We start from the raw sequence: 15,207 nt of genomic DNA, 5'->3' as shown, positions 1-15,207 counted from the left end.
AGATTCCGCAACCGTGGCTTCCACGAACGACCTCAAGAACGGCCTGGTGCTCAAGCTCGACGGAGGCCAGCTCTGGTCCGTCGTCGAGTTCCAGCACGTCAAGCCCGGCAAGGGCCCGGCCTTCGTGCGCACCAAGCTCAAGAACGTGCTCTCCGGCAAGGTCGTCGACAAGACGTTCAACGCCGGCGTGAAGGTCGAAACGGCCACCATCGACCGCCGTGACATGCAGTTCTCGTACATGGACGGCGACTACTTCGTCTTCATGGACATGAGCACGTACGACCAGCTCATGGTCGACCGCAAGTCCGTCGGCGACACCGCCAACTTCCTCATCGAGGGCTTCACCGCCTCGGTCGCGCAGCACGAGGGCGAGGTGCTCTACGTGGAGCTGCCCGCCGCCGTCGAGCTGACCATCCAGCACACCGACCCGGGCGTCCAGGGCGACCGCTCCACCGGCGGCACCAAGCCCGCCACGCTGGAGACCGGTTACGAGATCGGCGTGCCGCTCTTCATCACCACGGGCGAGAAGATCAAGGTCGACACCCGCACGGGCGACTACCTCGGCCGGGTGAACAGCTAACCGTGGCTGCCCGGAACAAGGCCCGCAAGCGCGCCTTCCAGATCCTCTTCGAGGCCGACCAGCGCGGCGAGTCCGTGCAGACGGTCCTCGCGGACTGGGTCCGGCACTCGCGGACCGACGACCGTCAGCCCCCCGTCGGTGAATTCACGATGGAGCTCGTCGAGGGGTACGCGCGGTACGCGGACCGGATCGACGACCTCATCGTCACGTACGCCGTGGACTGGGAGATCGACCGCATGCCGGTCGTCGACCGCAGCATCCTCCGGCTCGGCGCGTACGAGCTGATCTGGATGGACGAGACGCCGGACGCCGTCGTCATCGACGAGGCGGTCCAGCTCGCCAAGGAGTTCTCCACGGACGACTCCCCGTCCTTCGTGAACGGGATGCTGGCCCGTTTCAAGGACCTCAAGCCGAACCTGCGCCGCGAGCAGTAGCTCCGGGGCGTTCAGCCGACGAAGGCCCGCGGTCAGTGCGACCGCGGGCCTTCGGCATGTCCGGGCACCGCTCCAGGGCCCCTCGGGGCGGATCGGGGCATCTCCGAGGGGGAAACCGACGCCGGGCCGGCGGGAGACCCTCTCAGGTCCTCCCGCCGGCCCGGCGACAGTGTTGGTACGGGCGGGGCCGGAGCCTCGCCGCGGGTCTCAGCCCTCGTCGTGGGTGACGGCCCGGCGCGCGTCCGCGTCCAGCACGCCCCAGTTGATCAGCTGCTCGGTCAGCACCGAAGGCGACTGGTCGTAGATCACCGCGAGGGTGCGCAGGTCGTCCTGGCGGATCGAGAGGACCTTGCCGTTGTAGTCGCCGCGCTGGCTCTGGATCGTCGCCGCGTAACGCTGCAGCGGTCCGGCCTTCTCCGGCGGGACGTGGGCGAGACGCTCCAGGTCCAGGACGAGCTTCGGCGGCGGCTCGGCCGCGCCGCCGGGGGTCGTACCCGGCAGCAGCTCCTGGACGGGAACGCCGTAGAAATCCGCCAGTTCCGCGAGGCGCTGGACGGTCACCGCACGGTCGCCGCGCTCGTACGAGCCGACGACGACGGCCTTCCAACGGCCCTGGGACTTCTCCTCCACGCCGTGGAGGGAGAGGCCCTGCTGGGTGCGGATGGCGCGGAGCTTGGCCCCGAGCTGTTTTGCGTATTCGCTGGACATAAGGCTCCCCGGACGCTCGAACATGATGCGGCGCCGCCGCGTGTCTGGTGACTCACTGTGAGGTTACGCAGCGTTACTTGGATGCGTCAAGCCGGGAGGTCCCGAGCGGCTCCTCGGGGGGCCGGGTCGGGAGCTCCGGAACGGCCCTGGTACCGTGGAACACGAAATTCAAGCATGTCCGACGTCCTTTAAGGTCCGTCCCGTGAGGCGGAGAAGGAGGTCCGTTTCTCAATGGACGCACAGCACGAAGGCACCGGCAACGCGGCACGGCCCGTTCTGGAAGCCCCCGACATCGCCCGGGCACTGACCCGGATCGCCCACGAGATCGTCGAACGCGCCAAGGGCGCCGACGACGTGGTGCTCCTCGGAATCCCCACCCGCGGCGTTTACCTGGCCCGCAGGCTCGCGGAGAAGCTCGAAGAGATCACCGGCCGCTCGATTCCGGTCGGATCGCTCGACATCACGATGCACCGCGACGACCTCCGGATGCGTCCCGCACGCGCCCTGGGGCGTACCGAGATCCCCGGCGACGGCGTCGACGAACGCCTCGTCGTTCTCGTCGACGACGTGCTCTTCTCCGGCCGCACCATCCGTGCCGCCCTCGACGCCCTCGGCGACATCGGCCGCCCCCGCGCCGTACAGCTCGCGGTCCTCGTCGACCGCGGACACCGCGAACTCCCGATCCGCGCCGACTACGTCGGCAAGAACCTCCCGACGTCGCACCGGGAGACGGTCACGGTCCAGCTCGCCGAGGAGGACGGCCGCGACGCCGTGCTGCTCGGAGCGCGGAAGACCGCCACGGCAGGCGGGCACTAGCACCCCTTCCGCACCAGCGCCCCCGTACGCCCGCCACCCGGTCCGTACGGCCGCTGCAGCACGCCCGCACGCCCCGAACCCTCCCCCACCCCGGAGAACACCCAGATGAAGCGCCACCTCATCTCGGCCGCCGATCTCACCCGCGACGACGCCGTCCTCATCCTCGACACCGCCGAGGAGATGGCCCGGGTCGCCGACCGGCCGATCAAGAAGCTCCCCACTCTGCGCGGCCGTACCGTCGTCAACCTCTTCTTCGAGGACTCGACGCGCACCCGTATCTCCTTCGAGGCCGCCGCCAAGCGCCTCTCCGCCGACGTCATCAACTTCTCCGCGAAGGGCTCGTCCGTCTCCAAGGGCGAATCCCTCAAGGACACCGCGCTGACCCTGGAGGCGATGGGCGCCGACGCCGTCGTCATCCGGCACCACGCCTCGGGCGCCCCGTACCGCCTCGCCACCTCCGGCTGGATCGACGGCGCGGTGGTCAACGCGGGCGACGGCACCCACGAGCACCCCACCCAGGCCCTGCTGGACGCCTTCACCATGCGCCGCAGGCTGGTCGGGGCCGACCAGGGGCTCGGCCGCGACCTCGAAGGCCGCCGGATCACCATCGTCGGCGACGTCCTGCACAGCCGGGTGGCCCGCTCCAACGTCCACCTGCTGACCACGCTCGGCGCCCACGTCACCCTGGTGGCCCCGCCCACCCTGCTGCCGATCGGCGTGGAGCAGTGGCCCTGCGACGTCAGCTACGGCCTGGACGAGGTGCTCCCGAAGTCCGACGCGGTGATGATGCTGCGTGTGCAGCGTGAGCGGATGAACGCCGCGTACTTCCCGACCGAGCGCGAGTACTCCCGCCGCTACGGCCTCAACGGCGACCGCATGGCGAAGATGCCCGAGCACAGCATCGTCATGCACCCCGGCCCGATGAACCGCGGCATGGAGATCACCGCCGAGGTCGCCGACTCCGACCGCTGCACCGCCGTCGAACAGGTCGCCAACGGCGTCTCCGTCCGCATGGCCGTGCTCTACCTGCTGCTGGGCGGCTCCGAGCCCGCCACCACCGCCCGTACCGAGGGGAACAAGTAACCATGAGCAAGATCCTTATCCGCGGCGCGCAGATCCTCGGTGGCGAAGTCCAGGACGTCCTGATCGACGGCGAGACCATCGCCGAGATCGGCACCGGCATCGAGGCGGCCGACGCCACCGTCGTCGAGGCGGCGGGCCAGGTCCTGCTGCCCGGCCTGGTCGACCTCCACACCCACCTGCGCGAGCCCGGCCGCGAGGACTCCGAGACCGTCCTGACCGGCACCAAGGCCGCGGCCGTCGGCGGCTTCACCGCCGTGCACGCCATGGCCAACACCTTCCCCGTCGCCGACACCGCCGGTGTGGTCGAGCAGGTCTGGCGGCTCGGCAAGGAGTCCGGCTACTGCGACGTCCAGCCGATCGGCGCCGTCACCGTCGGCCTGGAGGGCAAGCAGCTCGCCGAACTCGGCGCCATGCACGACTCGGCCGCCGGAGTGAAGGTCTTCTCCGACGACGGCAAGTGCGTCGACGACGCCGTGATCATGCGCCGCGCCCTGGAGTACGTGAAGGCATTCGACGGCGTCGTCGCCCAGCACGCCCAGGAGCCCCGCCTCACCGAGGGCGCCCAGATGAACGAGGGCACCGTCTCCGCCGAGCTCGGCCTCGGCGGCTGGCCCGCCGTCGCCGAGGAGTCGATCATCGCGCGCGACGTGCTGCTCGCCGCCCACGTCGACTCCCGGGTGCACATCTGCCACCTGTCGACCGCCGGTTCCGTCGAGATCGTCCGCTGGGCCAAGTCCAAGGGCTGGAACGTCACCGCCGAGGTCACCCCGCACCACCTGCTCCTCACCGACGAGCTGGTGCGCTCGTACGACCCCGTCTACAAGGTGAACCCGCCGCTGCGCACCGAGGCCGACGTCCTGGCCCTGCGCGAGGCCCTCGCCGACGGCACCATCGACTGCGTCGCCACCGACCACGCCCCGCACCCGCACGAGGACAAGGACTGCGAGTGGGCCGCGGCGGCCATGGGCATGGTGGGCCTGGAGACCGCGCTCTCCGTCGTCCAGCAGACGATGGTCGAGACCGGTCTGCTCGACTGGGCGGGCGTCGCCGACCGCATGTCCTTCCGCCCGGCGGCCATCGGCCGCCTCGACGGACACGGCCGTCCCGTCTCGGCCGGTGAGCCCGCCAACCTCGTCCTCGTCGATCCGGCATACCGTGGTGTCGTGGACCCCGCGGGCTTCGCGTCCCGCAGCCGCAACACCCCCTACGAGGGCCGCGAGCTGCCGGGACGGGTCACCCACACCTTCCTGCGGGGCCGTGCCACGGTCGTCGACGGGAAGCTCACGTGACAAAACTGATCCCCCTGTACCAGCTGGCCGCCGAGCAGAAGTCGGCCGACGTGACCGACTGGTCCGCCAGGATCAGCTGGGTCGTCGGAATACTGGTCTTCGTGGCCTTCGTCTACTGGCTGATGCGCCAGGGATGGAAGTGGCGCGGCAGCCTCCAGTCCGACCTGCCGGAGCTCCCCGCCACCCCGGCCGGATTCGGGGACGAGCCCCCGCTCCTGACGCTCAGCGGCCGGTACCACGGCTCGACCACCGCCGGGCAGTGGCTCGACCGCATCGTCGCCCACGGCCTCGGCACCCGCAGCCGGGTCGAGCTCACCCTCACGGACCGGGGCCTGGACGTCGTACGTCCCGGAGCGACCGGGTTCTTCGTACCGGCGGAAGCGCTGCGCGAGGCCCGGCACGAGCGGGCCATCGCGGGCAAGGTCCTCCCCGAGGGCGGCCTGCTGGTCATCACCTGGGCCCACGGCGACAAGCTGATCGACTCCGGGTTCCGCTCCGACCGGGCGGACGAGCACCAGGCCTGGATCGACACCCTCACACCTCTCACCAGCACTACGGAAGGCACCGCACGATGACGATCTCCAATCCGGGGTACGCCTCGAAGAGGAATGGGGTGTCTCCCGCCGTACTCGTCCTGGAGGACGGCCGCATCTTCCGCGGCCGCGCCTACGGGGCCGTGGGGGAGACCTTCGGCGAGGCCGTTTTCTCCACCGGCATGACCGGCTACCAGGAGACGCTGACCGACCCCTCCTACGACCGCCAGATCGTCGTCGCCACCGCGCCGCAGATCGGCAACACCGGCTGGAACGACGAGGACGACGAGTCCGCCCGCATCTGGGTCTCCGGCTACGTCGTGCGCGACCCCGCCCGCATCCCGTCCAACTGGCGCTCGCGCCGCTCCCTGGACGAGGAGCTGAGCAAGCAGGGCGTCGTCGGGATCTCCGGCGTCGACACCCGCGCCCTCACCCGCCACCTGCGCGAACTCGGCGCCATGCGCTCCGGCGTCTTCTCCGGCGAGGCACTCGCCCCCGACGCCGAGCTGCTCGCCCGCGTCCAGGCCCAGCCGCAGATGAAGGGCGCCAGCCTGTACGAGGAGGTCGCCACCAAGGAGGCCTACACCGTCCCGGCGATCGGCGAGAAGAAGTTCACCGTCGCCGCGATCGACCTCGGCATCAAGGGCATGACCCCGCGCCGGATGGCCGAGCGCGGCATCGAGGTGCACGTGCTCCCCGCGACCGCGACCGTCGAGGACGTCTACGCCGTCGCCCCCGACGGCGTGTTCTTCTCCAACGGCCCGGGCGACCCCGCCACCGCGGACGGCCCGGTCGCGCTGATGCGCGCCGTGCTGGAGCGCAGGACGCCGCTCTTCGGCATCTGCTTCGGCAACCAGATCCTCGGCCGCGCCCTCGGCTTCGGCACGTACAAGCTGAAGTACGGCCACCGGGGCATCAACCAGCCCGTCCAGGACCGCACGACCGGCAAGGTCGAGGTCACCGCGCACAACCACGGCTTCGCCGTCGACGCGCCCCTGGACAAGGTCTCGGACACCGAGTTCGGCCGCGCCGAGGTCTCCCACGTCTGCCTGAACGACCAGGTCGTCGAGGGACTGCACCTCCTCGACCAGCCCGCGTTCAGCGTCCAGTACCACCCCGAAGCAGCCGCCGGCCCGCACGACGCCGCGTACCTCTTCGACCGTTTCGTCACCCTGATGGAGGGCCAGCGTGCCTAAGCGCTCCGATATCCAGTCCGTCCTGGTCATCGGCTCCGGCCCGATCGTCATCGGCCAGGCCGCCGAGTTCGACTACTCCGGTACCCAGGCGTGCCGCGTGCTCAAGGCCGAAGGCCTGCGCGTCATCCTGGTCAACTCCAACCCGGCCACGATCATGACCGACCCGGAGATCGCCGACGCCACGTACGTCGAGCCGATCACCCCCGAGTTCGTCGAGAAGATCATCGCCAAGGAGCGCCCCGACGCCCTCCTGCCCACGCTGGGCGGCCAGACCGCGCTCAACACCGCCATCTCCATGCACGACAACGGCGTGCTGGAGAAGTACGGCGTCGAGCTGATCGGCGCCAACGTCGAGGCGATCAACAAGGGCGAGGACCGCGACCTCTTCAAGGGCGTCGTCGAGGCCGTCCGCGAGAAGATCGGCCACGGCGAGTCCGCCCGCTCGGTCATCTGCCACTCGATGGACGACGTCATCCAGGGCGTCGAGACCCTCGGCGGCTACCCCGTCGTCGTCCGCCCCTCCTTCACCATGGGCGGCGCCGGCTCCGGCTTCGCCCACGACGAGGAGGAGCTGCGCCGCATCGCCGGACAGGGCCTCACCCTCTCGCCGACCACCGAGGTGCTCCTGGAGGAGTCCATCCTCGGCTGGAAGGAGTACGAGCTGGAGCTGATGCGCGACAAGAACGACAACGTCGTGGTCGTCTGCTCGATCGAGAACTTCGACCCGATGGGCGTCCACACCGGCGACTCCATCACCGTCGCCCCGTCGATGACGCTCACCGACCGCGAGTACCAGCGGCTGCGCGACCTCGGCATCGCGATCATCCGCGAGGTCGGCGTCGACACCGGCGGCTGCAACATCCAGTTCGCCATCGACCCCACCGACGGCCGGATCATCGTCATCGAGATGAACCCGCGCGTCTCCCGGTCCTCGGCCCTCGCCTCCAAGGCCACCGGCTTCCCGATCGCCAAGATCGCCGCCAAGCTGGCCGTCGGCTACACGCTGGACGAGATCCCGAACGACATCACGGAGAAGACCCCGGCCTCCTTCGAGCCCTCGCTCGACTACGTCGTGGTCAAGGCCCCGCGCTTCGCCTTCGAGAAGTTCCCCTCCGCCGACTCCACCCTCACCACCACCATGAAGTCGGTGGGCGAGGCCATGGCGATCGGCCGCAACTTCACCGAGGCGCTGCAGAAGGCGCTCCGCTCGCTGGAGAAGAAGGGCTCGCAGTTCGCCTTCACCGGCGAACCCGGCGACAAGGACGCCCTGCTCGCCGAGGCGATCCGCCCCACCGACGGCCGTATCAACACCGTCATGCAGGCGATCCGCGCCGGTGCCACCCCCGAGGAGGTCTTCGACGCCACGAAGATCGACCCGTGGTTCGTGGACCAGCTCTTCCTGATCAAGGAGATCGCCGACGAGCTGGCCTCCGCCGAGCGCCTCGACGCCGACGTGATCGCCGAGGCCAAGCGCCACGGCTTCTCCGACGCGCAGATCGCCGAGATCCGCGGCCTGGGCGAGGACGTCGTCCGCGAGGTCCGCCACGCGCTGGGCATCCGCCCGGTCTACAAGACGGTCGACACCTGCGCCGCCGAGTTCGCCGCGAAGACGCCGTACTTCTACTCCTCGTACGACGAGGAGAGCGAGGTCGCGCCCCGCACCAAGCCCGCGGTGATCATCCTCGGCTCGGGTCCGAACCGCATCGGCCAGGGCATCGAGTTCGACTACTCCTGCGTCCACGCCTCCTTCGCGCTCAGCGACGCCGGCTACGAGACCGTGATGGTCAACTGCAACCCGGAGACCGTCTCCACCGACTACGACACCTCCGACCGGCTCTACTTCGAGCCGCTCACCCTGGAGGACGTCCTGGAGATCGTCCACGCGGAGACGCTGGCCGGTCCCGTCGCGGGTGTCGTCGTCCAGCTCGGCGGCCAGACCCCGCTGGGCCTGTCGCAGGCGCTCAAGGACAACGGCGTCCCCGTCGTCGGCACGTCCCCCGAGGCGATCCACGCCGCCGAGGACCGCGGCGCCTTCGGCCGGGTGCTCGCCGAGGCCGGTCTGCCCGCGCCCAAGCACGGCACCGCCACCACCTTCGACGAGGCCAAGGCCATCGCCGACGAGATCGGCTACCCGGTCCTGGTGCGCCCGTCGTACGTCCTCGGCGGACGCGGCATGGAGATCGTCTACGACGAGACCCGGCTGTCCTCCTACATCGCCGAGTCCACCGAGATCAGCCCCACCCGGCCGGTCCTGGTCGACCGCTTCCTCGACGACGCGATCGAGATCGACGTCGACGCGCTCTACGACGGCACCGAGCTCTACCTCGGCGGCGTCATGGAGCACATCGAGGAGGCCGGTATCCACTCCGGCGACTCCGCCTGCGCGCTGCCCCCGATCACCCTCGGCGGCCACGACATCAAGCGCCTGCGGGTCTCCACCGAGGGAATCGCCAAGGGCGTCGGCGTCCGCGGACTGATCAACATCCAGTTCGCGCTCTCCGGCGACATCCTCTACGTCCTGGAGGCCAACCCCCGCGCCTCCCGGACCGTCCCCTTCACCTCGAAGGCGACCGCGGTCCCGCTCGCCAAGGCCGCCGCCCGCATCTCGCTGGGCGCGACCATCGCCGAGCTGCGCGCCGAGGGCCTGCTGCCGGCCCAGGGCGACGGCGGCACCCTGCCGCTCGACGCGCCGATCTCCGTCAAGGAGGCCGTCATGCCGTGGTCGCGCTTCCGCGACATCCACGGCCGCGGCGTGGACACCGTCCTCGGCCCGGAGATGCGTTCGACGGGTGAGGTCATGGGCATCGACTCCGCCTTCGGGACGGCCTACGCCAAGTCCCAGGCCGGCGCCTACGGCCCGCTGCCCGTCAAGGGCCGCGCGTTCATCTCGGTCGCCAACCGCGACAAGCGCTCGATGATCTTCCCGGCCCGGGAACTCGTCGCCCACGGCTTCGAGCTGATGGCGACCTCCGGCACCGCCGAGGTCCTCAAGCGCAACGGCATCAACGCCACCGTCGTGCGCAAGCAGTCCGAGGGCGAGGGCCCGAACGGCGAGAAGACCATCGTCCAGCTCATCCACGACGGCCAGGTCGACCTCATCGTCAACACGCCGTACGGCACCGGCGGCCGGCTCGACGGCTACGAGATCCGGACCGCCGCGGTGGCCCGCTCGGTGCCGTGCCTGACGACCGTCCAGGCGCTCGCCGCCGCGGTCCAGGGCATCGACGCGCTCAAGCACGGCGACGTCGGCGTACGTTCCCTCCAGGAGCACGCCGAGCACCTGACGGCGGCCCGCGACTAGTCGGTACGCACGGACCGGCCCGGGCCCCAGAGGTCCGGGCCGGCCAGGCAAGGGGGACACCGGTCTGCGGTGTCCCCCTCTTCGTGAGGACACCTTCGATGTACAAGTTCTTCTTCCAGCTGGTCTTCAAGCGGATGGACCCCGAGCAGGCCCACTACCTGGCCTTCCGGTGGATCCGTCTCGCCGCCCGCACGCCCGTTCTGCGGACCTACGTCGCCGCGGTGCTCGCCCCCCGGTACAAGGCCCTGCGCACCGAGGCCCTCGGCCTGCGGATGCACGGCCCCTTCGGCCTCGCCGCCGGCTTCGACAAGAACGCCGTGGCGATCGACGGCATGGCGATGCTCGGCTTCGACCACGTCGAGATCGGCACCGTCACCGGCGAGCCGCAGCCCGGCAACCCCAAGAAGCGGCTCTTCCGCCTCGTCGCCGACCGCGCCCTGATCAACCGCATGGGCTTCAACAACGAGGGCTCCGCCGCCGTCGCCGCCCGCCTCGGCGCCCGCGAGCCCGTCTTCCGCACCACCGTCGGCGTCAACATCGGCAAGACCAAGGTGGTCCCGGAGGCCGAGGCCGCCGCCGACTACGTGAAGTCCACCGAGCGCCTCGCCGCGCACGCCGACTACCTCGTGGTCAACGTCTCCTCGCCCAACACCCCCGGCCTGCGCAACCTCCAGGCCACCGAGGCGCTGCGCCCGCTGCTGACCGCCGTGCGCGAGGCCGCCGACCGCACCGTGACCGACCGCCGCGTCCCGCTCCTGGTCAAGATCGCCCCCGACCTCGCGGACGAGGACGTCGACGCCGTCGCCGACCTCGCCGTGGAACTCGGCCTCGACGGCATCATCGCCACCAACACCACCATCGCCCGCGACGGCCTCGGCCTGCGCTCGCCCGCCTCCCTGACCGCGGAGACCGGCGGACTCTCCGGCGCCCCGCTCAAGGCACGCTCCCTGGCGGTCCTGACGAGGCTCTACGAGCGCGTGGGCGACCGGATCACCCTGGTGGGCGTCGGCGGCATCGAGAACGCCGAGGACGCCTGGCAGCGCATCCTGGCCGGCGCCACGCTCGTCCAGGGCTACAGCGCCTTCATCTACGAGGGCCCCTTCTACGCCCGCGCGATCCACAAGGGCCTCGCCGCCCGGCTCGCCGCATCCCCGTACGCCACCCTCGCCGAGGCCGTCGGCGCCGCCACCCGGAAGGCCGCACAGTGACCCTCGAAACAGCGCCCCTCGAACCCTTTGGCGCCCGGCTGCGCCACGCCATGGACACCCGCGGACCGCTCTGCGTCGGCATCGACCCGCACGCCTCGCTGCTCGCCTCCTGGGGGCTCTCCGACGACATTGAGGGGCTGGAGCGCTTCACCCGCACGGTCGTCGAGGCGCTCGCCGACCGGGTCGCCGTCCTCAAGCCGCAGTCCGCGTTCTTCGAGCGCTTCGGCTCACGCGGCGTCGCCGTCCTGGAGACCGCCGTCGCCGAGGCCCGCTCGGCCGGCGCGCTCGTGCTGATGGACGCCAAGCGCGGGGACATCGGTTCCACCATGGGCGCCTACGCGGCCACCTACCTGGACAAGGACTCGCCGCTGTTCTCGGACGCGGTCACCGTCTCGCCGTACCTCGGCTTCGGTTCGCTGCGCCCGGCGCTCGACGCCGCAGCCGTCAGTGGCGCGGGCGTCTTCGTGCTGGCGCTCACCTCCAACCCGGAGGGCGCCGAGGTGCAGCGGGCCACCGCCGCGGACGGCCGCTCGCTGGCCCAGCTGATGCTCGACCACATGGCCGCCGAGAACGCCGGGGCAGAGCCGCTGGGCTCGGTCGGCGCGGTGGTCGGCGCGACCCTCGGGGACGCAGGGGTGGATCTGGCGATCAACGGCCCGCTGCTCGCTCCGGGCATCGGCGCCCAGGGCGCCACCCCGGCCGATCTCCCGGCCGTTTTCGGCGAATCGGTGGGCAACGTGGTGCCGAGCGTGAGCCGGGGTGTTCTGCGTCACGGTCCGGACGTCGCAGGTCTGCGCGGGGCCGCGGAACGCTTCGCTGACGAGGTCCGTACGGCCGTTCACGGATAGTTGAATGTGACACATAACAGCGCGTTGACGAATTCCTGAGCAAAATACCGGGCGTTATGCGGGAAATGTCCTGGTCGGCCAAGGCTGACCAGGACTTTTCGTTCGTTCTCGCTGACTCCGGAGCGGTTGGCCGCTAGTCTCCGTCGAGAGCCAACGAGCACAGGTTGTTGTTCGTGGCTCGCCAGGTGTGGGGCGAATGGTTCCTCACCGGTCCGTATCCGACAGATCGACATCCGAGGTGACGTAGGCGTGGCTCTTCCGCCCCTTACCCCTGAACAGCGCGCAGCCGCGCTCGAAAAGGCCGCCGCGGCTCGCCGGGAGCGGGCCGAGGTCAAGAATCGACTCAAGCACTCCGGCGCCTCGCTCCACGAGGTCATCAAGCAGGGTCGGGAGAACGACGTCATCGGCAAGATGAAGGTCTCGGCACTTCTTGAGTCCCTGCCGGGCGTGGGCAAGGTCCGCGCCAAGCAGATCATGGAGCGTCTCGGGATCTCCGAGAGCCGCAGAGTCCGGGGTCTCGGCTCCAATCAGATCGCATCCCTGGAGCGAGAGTTCGGCGGCTCGGCCGCCTGAGGTTCTCAGGCACTCCCGAGAACCTGGATAATCGCTGCATGGCTGCAACATCCCGGGGGACGTCCCCCGTGCCCCCGGACGTACGTCCGCGGCTGACCGTGCTCTCCGGCCCCTCAGGGGTCGGCAAGAGCACGGTCGTCGCGCATATGCGCAAGGTCCACCCCGAGGTCTGGCTCTCGGTGTCGGCGACGACCCGCAAGCCCCGCCCCGGTGAGAGCAACGGCGTCCACTACTTCTTCGTGGACGACCAGGAGTTCGACAAGCTGATCGCCAACGGCGAGCTGCTCGAATGGGCGGAGTTCGCGGGCAACCGCTACGGCACCCCCCGCAGGGCGGTCCTCGACCGCCTGGAGAACGGCGAGCCCGTGCTGCTGGAGATCGACCTCCAGGGCGCCCGGCTGGTCCGCGAGTCGATGGCTGACGCGCGGCTCGTCTTCCTGGCCCCGCCGAGCTGGGACGAGCTGGTCCGCCGGCTCACCGGCCGGGGCACCGAGCCGCCCGAGGTGATCGAGCGCAGGCTCGCCGCCGCCAAGGTCGAGCTCGCCGCCGAGGCCGAGTTCGACACCACCCTCGTCAACACCTCCGTCGAGGACGTGGCACGCGAGCTGCTAACCTTGATGCTTCAGGCTTCCGACCACCGTGCCACGAGCGACTGACGAACCGACGCCAACGGCCTCACGGCCGACGCCGAGTGTCAGCCGCACCGCACGGATCACCGCCGGCCGGCAGTCGCAGCATCAAAGATCTCTTTGATCTACACCCCCTTCGGAAGGCAGAGAGTGTCCTCTTCCATCACCACGCCCGAGGGCATCATCAACCCGCCGATTGATGAGCTCCTCGAGGCCACCGACTCGAAGTACAGCCTCGTGATCTACGCCGCCAAGCGCGCGCGCCAGATCAACGCGTACTACTCGCAGCTCGGTGAAGGCCTCCTCGAGTACGTCGGTCCGCTCGTCGACACCCACGTCCACGAGAAGCCGCTGTCGATCGCGCTCCGCGAGATCAACGCCGGCCTGCTGACCTCCGAGGCCATCGAGGGCCCCGCGCAGTAAGCAGCCGCACCTCCTGCCGCGGGCAGGAAGAACGCACCTTCACCCCGGGCCCGGCGGATCATCCGCCGGGCCCGGGGCGTGTCCGGGACCGGAAGCGTCCCGGCCCGCCCGACGACGGGCGGCGGCGGTGGGGCAGCATGGAAGGACACCGAGCCGAGTGCGGGGAGACGCAGTGGAGAAGCCGAAGGTCGTTCTGGGGGTCAGCGGAGGCATCGCCGCGTACAAGGCGTGCGAACTGCTGCGCCGGCTGACCGAGTCCGGGCACGACGTGACCGTGGTGCCCACCGCGGCCTCGCTGCACTTCGTCGGCGCCGCCACCTGGTCCGCGCTCTCCGGGCACCCGGTCTCCACCGAGGTCTGGAACGACGTCCACGAGGTGCCCCACGTACGCACCGGGCAGGCCGCCGACCTCGTCGTGGTCGCTCCGGCCACCGCCGACATGCTCGCCAAGGCCGCCCACGGCCTCGCCGACGACCTGCTCACCAACACCCTGCTCACGGCCCGCTGCCCGGTCGTGTTCGCGCCCGCGATGCACACCGAGATGTGGGAGCACCCCGCCACCCAGGAGAACGTCGCCACCCTGCGCCGCCGGGGCGCCGTCGTCATCGAGCCCGCCGTCGGCCGCCTCACCGGCGTCGACACCGGCAAGGGACGGCTCCCCGATCCCGCCGAGATCTTCGAGGTCTGCCGCCGGGTGCTGGCGCGGGGCGCCACGGCGCCCGACCTCGCGGGGCGCCACGTCGTGATCAGCGCCGGAGGCACCCGCGAGCCGATCGACCCGGTCCGCTACCTGGGCAACCGCTCCTCCGGCAAGCAGGGGTACGCGCTCGCGCGCACGGCCGTCGCCCGGGGCGCCCGGGTCACCCTGATCGAGGCGAACACCGGACTGCCGGACCCGGCCGGCGCCGACGTGGTCCACGTGGGGACGGCGATCCAGCTGCGGGAGGCCGTACTCAAGGCGGCCGCCGACGCGGACGTGGTGGTGATGGCCGCCGCCGTCGCCGACTTCCGGCCCTCCGAGTACGCCACGGGCAAGATCAAGAAGCGCGACGACCGGGCAGATCCGGTCATTCGACTCGTGCGTAATCCGGACATTCTCGCCGAGCTCTCCGCCGAACGGGCCGCACCCGGACAGGTGGTCGTGGGGTTCGCCGCCGAGACGGACGACGTACTCGCCAACGGCCGCGGGAAGCTGGCCCGCAAGGGGTGTGACCTCCTCGTCGTGAACGAGGTGGGTGAGCGCAAGACCTTCGGCCAGGAGGAGAACGAAGCGGTGGTGCTCGCCGCGGACGGAGGCGAGACGGCCGTGCCGTACGGGCCCAAGGAGGGCCTTGCCGACACCGTGTGGGATCTGGTAGCCACTCGTTTCCCGGAGTAGATTCACCCCCGCCGCAACCGCGGTCGTGGCCGGGGAGAAAATAGGACTCCACAGCGCTTCCGCGGGAGGGCCCGACCTCCGAAAACGTCAGTGCCGCACGTCACAGCACTCCCAAGGGGCGAGACGTGTGGCCCAACCGCCGGAAGCGACCGATAAACTGGTCGCGGAACGTGTCGGGCGCAGCTCCCGACCGGTCCACCCATGATCA

General features: G+C 70.4%; 15 protein-coding genes. 14 read left to right on the top strand and 1 reads right to left on the bottom strand.

Going from position 1 to position 15,207, the window contains the following annotated elements; genetic code table 11:
• The first annotated feature begins 13 nt into the window (after positions 1–13).
• Both efp and nusB read left to right on the top strand, forming a co-directional pair.
• On the top strand, positions 14–580 hold the full coding sequence (efp, locus tag OHA55_RS02435; RefSeq protein ID WP_266702314.1) for an elongation factor P: 567 nt from the start codon (positions 14–16) through the stop codon (positions 578–580).
• A gap of 2 nt (positions 581–582) precedes the next feature.
• On the top strand, positions 583–1,014 hold the full coding sequence (gene nusB / locus OHA55_RS02430) for a transcription antitermination factor NusB (protein ID WP_266702312.1): 432 nt from the start codon (positions 583–585) through the stop codon (positions 1,012–1,014).
• A gap of 207 nt (positions 1,015–1,221) precedes the next feature.
• Here nusB and bldD read toward each other — a convergent pair whose 3' ends face one another.
• Positions 1,222–1,722, bottom strand: coding sequence for a transcriptional regulator BldD (bldD, locus tag OHA55_RS02425; RefSeq protein WP_266702310.1), 501 nt, complete (start codon positions 1,720–1,722; stop codon positions 1,222–1,224).
• Positions 1,723–1,953: 231 nt separating this feature from the next.
• On the opposite strand from bldD, the gene pyrR reads away from it, so the two are divergent.
• The 12 genes from pyrR (at position 1,954) to coaBC (ending at position 14,999) form a co-directional block, all read left to right on the top strand.
• Positions 1,954–2,538, top strand: coding sequence for a bifunctional pyr operon transcriptional regulator/uracil phosphoribosyltransferase PyrR (gene pyrR / locus OHA55_RS02420; protein ID WP_266702308.1), 585 nt, complete (start codon positions 1,954–1,956; stop codon positions 2,536–2,538).
• A 105-nt stretch (positions 2,539–2,643) separates the two neighbouring features.
• Positions 2,644–3,621 carry an aspartate carbamoyltransferase catalytic subunit gene (locus OHA55_RS02415; RefSeq protein WP_266702306.1) on the top strand — a complete coding sequence of 326 codons (978 nt, stop codon included), beginning with the start codon at positions 2,644–2,646 and terminating at the stop codon, positions 3,619–3,621.
• A gap of 2 nt (positions 3,622–3,623) precedes the next feature.
• Positions 3,624–4,910, top strand: coding sequence for a dihydroorotase (locus tag OHA55_RS02410; RefSeq protein WP_266702304.1), 1,287 nt, complete (start codon positions 3,624–3,626; stop codon positions 4,908–4,910).
• Positions 4,907–5,485, top strand: a complete 579-nt coding sequence (locus OHA55_RS02405) for a hypothetical protein (RefSeq protein ID WP_266702302.1) — start codon at positions 4,907–4,909, stop codon at positions 5,483–5,485. Before OHA55_RS02410 ends, OHA55_RS02405 begins: the two co-directional genes overlap by 4 nt.
• A complete protein-coding gene (gene carA / locus OHA55_RS02400; RefSeq protein WP_266702300.1) occupies positions 5,482–6,639 on the top strand; it encodes a glutamine-hydrolyzing carbamoyl-phosphate synthase small subunit in 1,158 nt (385 codons plus the stop codon). Before OHA55_RS02405 ends, carA begins: the two co-directional genes overlap by 4 nt.
• Entirely contained in the window at positions 6,632–9,940 is a 3,309-nt protein-coding gene (gene carB, locus OHA55_RS02395) for a carbamoyl-phosphate synthase large subunit (protein WP_266702298.1), read from the top strand. Before carA ends, carB begins: the two co-directional genes overlap by 8 nt.
• 98 nt (positions 9,941–10,038) lie before the next feature.
• Positions 10,039–11,148: a quinone-dependent dihydroorotate dehydrogenase gene (locus OHA55_RS02390; protein WP_266702296.1), complete on the top strand. Its 1,110-nt coding sequence runs from the start codon at positions 10,039–10,041 to the stop codon at positions 11,146–11,148.
• Positions 11,145–11,996 (top strand): orotidine-5'-phosphate decarboxylase, encoded by an 852-nt coding sequence (pyrF, locus tag OHA55_RS02385; protein ID WP_266702294.1) that lies wholly within the window; start codon positions 11,145–11,147, stop codon positions 11,994–11,996. The genes OHA55_RS02390 and pyrF overlap by 4 nt, the downstream gene beginning before the upstream one ends.
• Before the next feature lie 249 nt (positions 11,997–12,245).
• Entirely contained in the window at positions 12,246–12,569 is a 324-nt protein-coding gene (locus tag OHA55_RS02380) for an integration host factor (RefSeq protein ID WP_266702292.1), read from the top strand.
• A gap of 38 nt (positions 12,570–12,607) precedes the next feature.
• On the top strand, positions 12,608–13,225 hold the full coding sequence (gene gmk / locus OHA55_RS02375) for a guanylate kinase (protein WP_266702290.1): 618 nt from the start codon (positions 12,608–12,610) through the stop codon (positions 13,223–13,225).
• Between the two features lie 123 nt (positions 13,226–13,348).
• The gene (rpoZ, locus tag OHA55_RS02370; RefSeq protein ID WP_003970369.1) at positions 13,349–13,621 is read left to right on the top strand and encodes a DNA-directed RNA polymerase subunit omega; all 273 of its coding nucleotides are present in this window, start codon (positions 13,349–13,351) and stop codon (positions 13,619–13,621) included.
• A 172-nt stretch (positions 13,622–13,793) separates the two neighbouring features.
• The gene (coaBC, locus tag OHA55_RS02365) at positions 13,794–14,999 is read left to right on the top strand and encodes a bifunctional phosphopantothenoylcysteine decarboxylase/phosphopantothenate--cysteine ligase CoaBC (protein ID WP_266702288.1); all 1,206 of its coding nucleotides are present in this window, start codon (positions 13,794–13,796) and stop codon (positions 14,997–14,999) included.
• The last annotated feature ends 208 nt before the right edge of the window (positions 15,000–15,207 follow it).

Source organism: Streptomyces sp. NBC_00102 (assembly GCF_026343115.1).
Lineage (GTDB): Bacteria > Actinomycetota > Actinomycetes > Streptomycetales > Streptomycetaceae > Streptomyces.
This window is presented reverse-complemented; position numbering and strand designations above follow the sequence as displayed.

Bases quoted from the DNA above. Each gene is read 5' to 3' on its own strand.
- OHA55_RS02415 (WP_266702306.1), top strand. From the start codon at position 2,644: ATGAAGCGCCACCTCATCTCGGCCGCCGATCTCACCCGCGACGACGCC.
- pyrR (WP_266702308.1), top strand. From the start codon at position 1,954: ATGGACGCACAGCACGAAGGCACCGGCAACGCGGCACGGCCCGTTCTG.
- OHA55_RS02390 (WP_266702296.1), top strand. From the start codon at position 10,039: ATGTACAAGTTCTTCTTCCAGCTGGTCTTCAAGCGGATGGACCCCGAG.
- carA (WP_266702300.1), top strand. From the start codon at position 5,482: ATGACGATCTCCAATCCGGGGTACGCCTCGAAGAGGAATGGGGTGTCT.
- gmk (WP_266702290.1), top strand. From the start codon at position 12,608: ATGGCTGCAACATCCCGGGGGACGTCCCCCGTGCCCCCGGACGTACGT.
- OHA55_RS02410 (WP_266702304.1), top strand. From the start codon at position 3,624: ATGAGCAAGATCCTTATCCGCGGCGCGCAGATCCTCGGTGGCGAAGTC.
- bldD (WP_266702310.1), bottom strand. From the start codon at position 1,722: ATGTCCAGCGAATACGCAAAACAGCTCGGGGCCAAGCTCCGCGCCATC.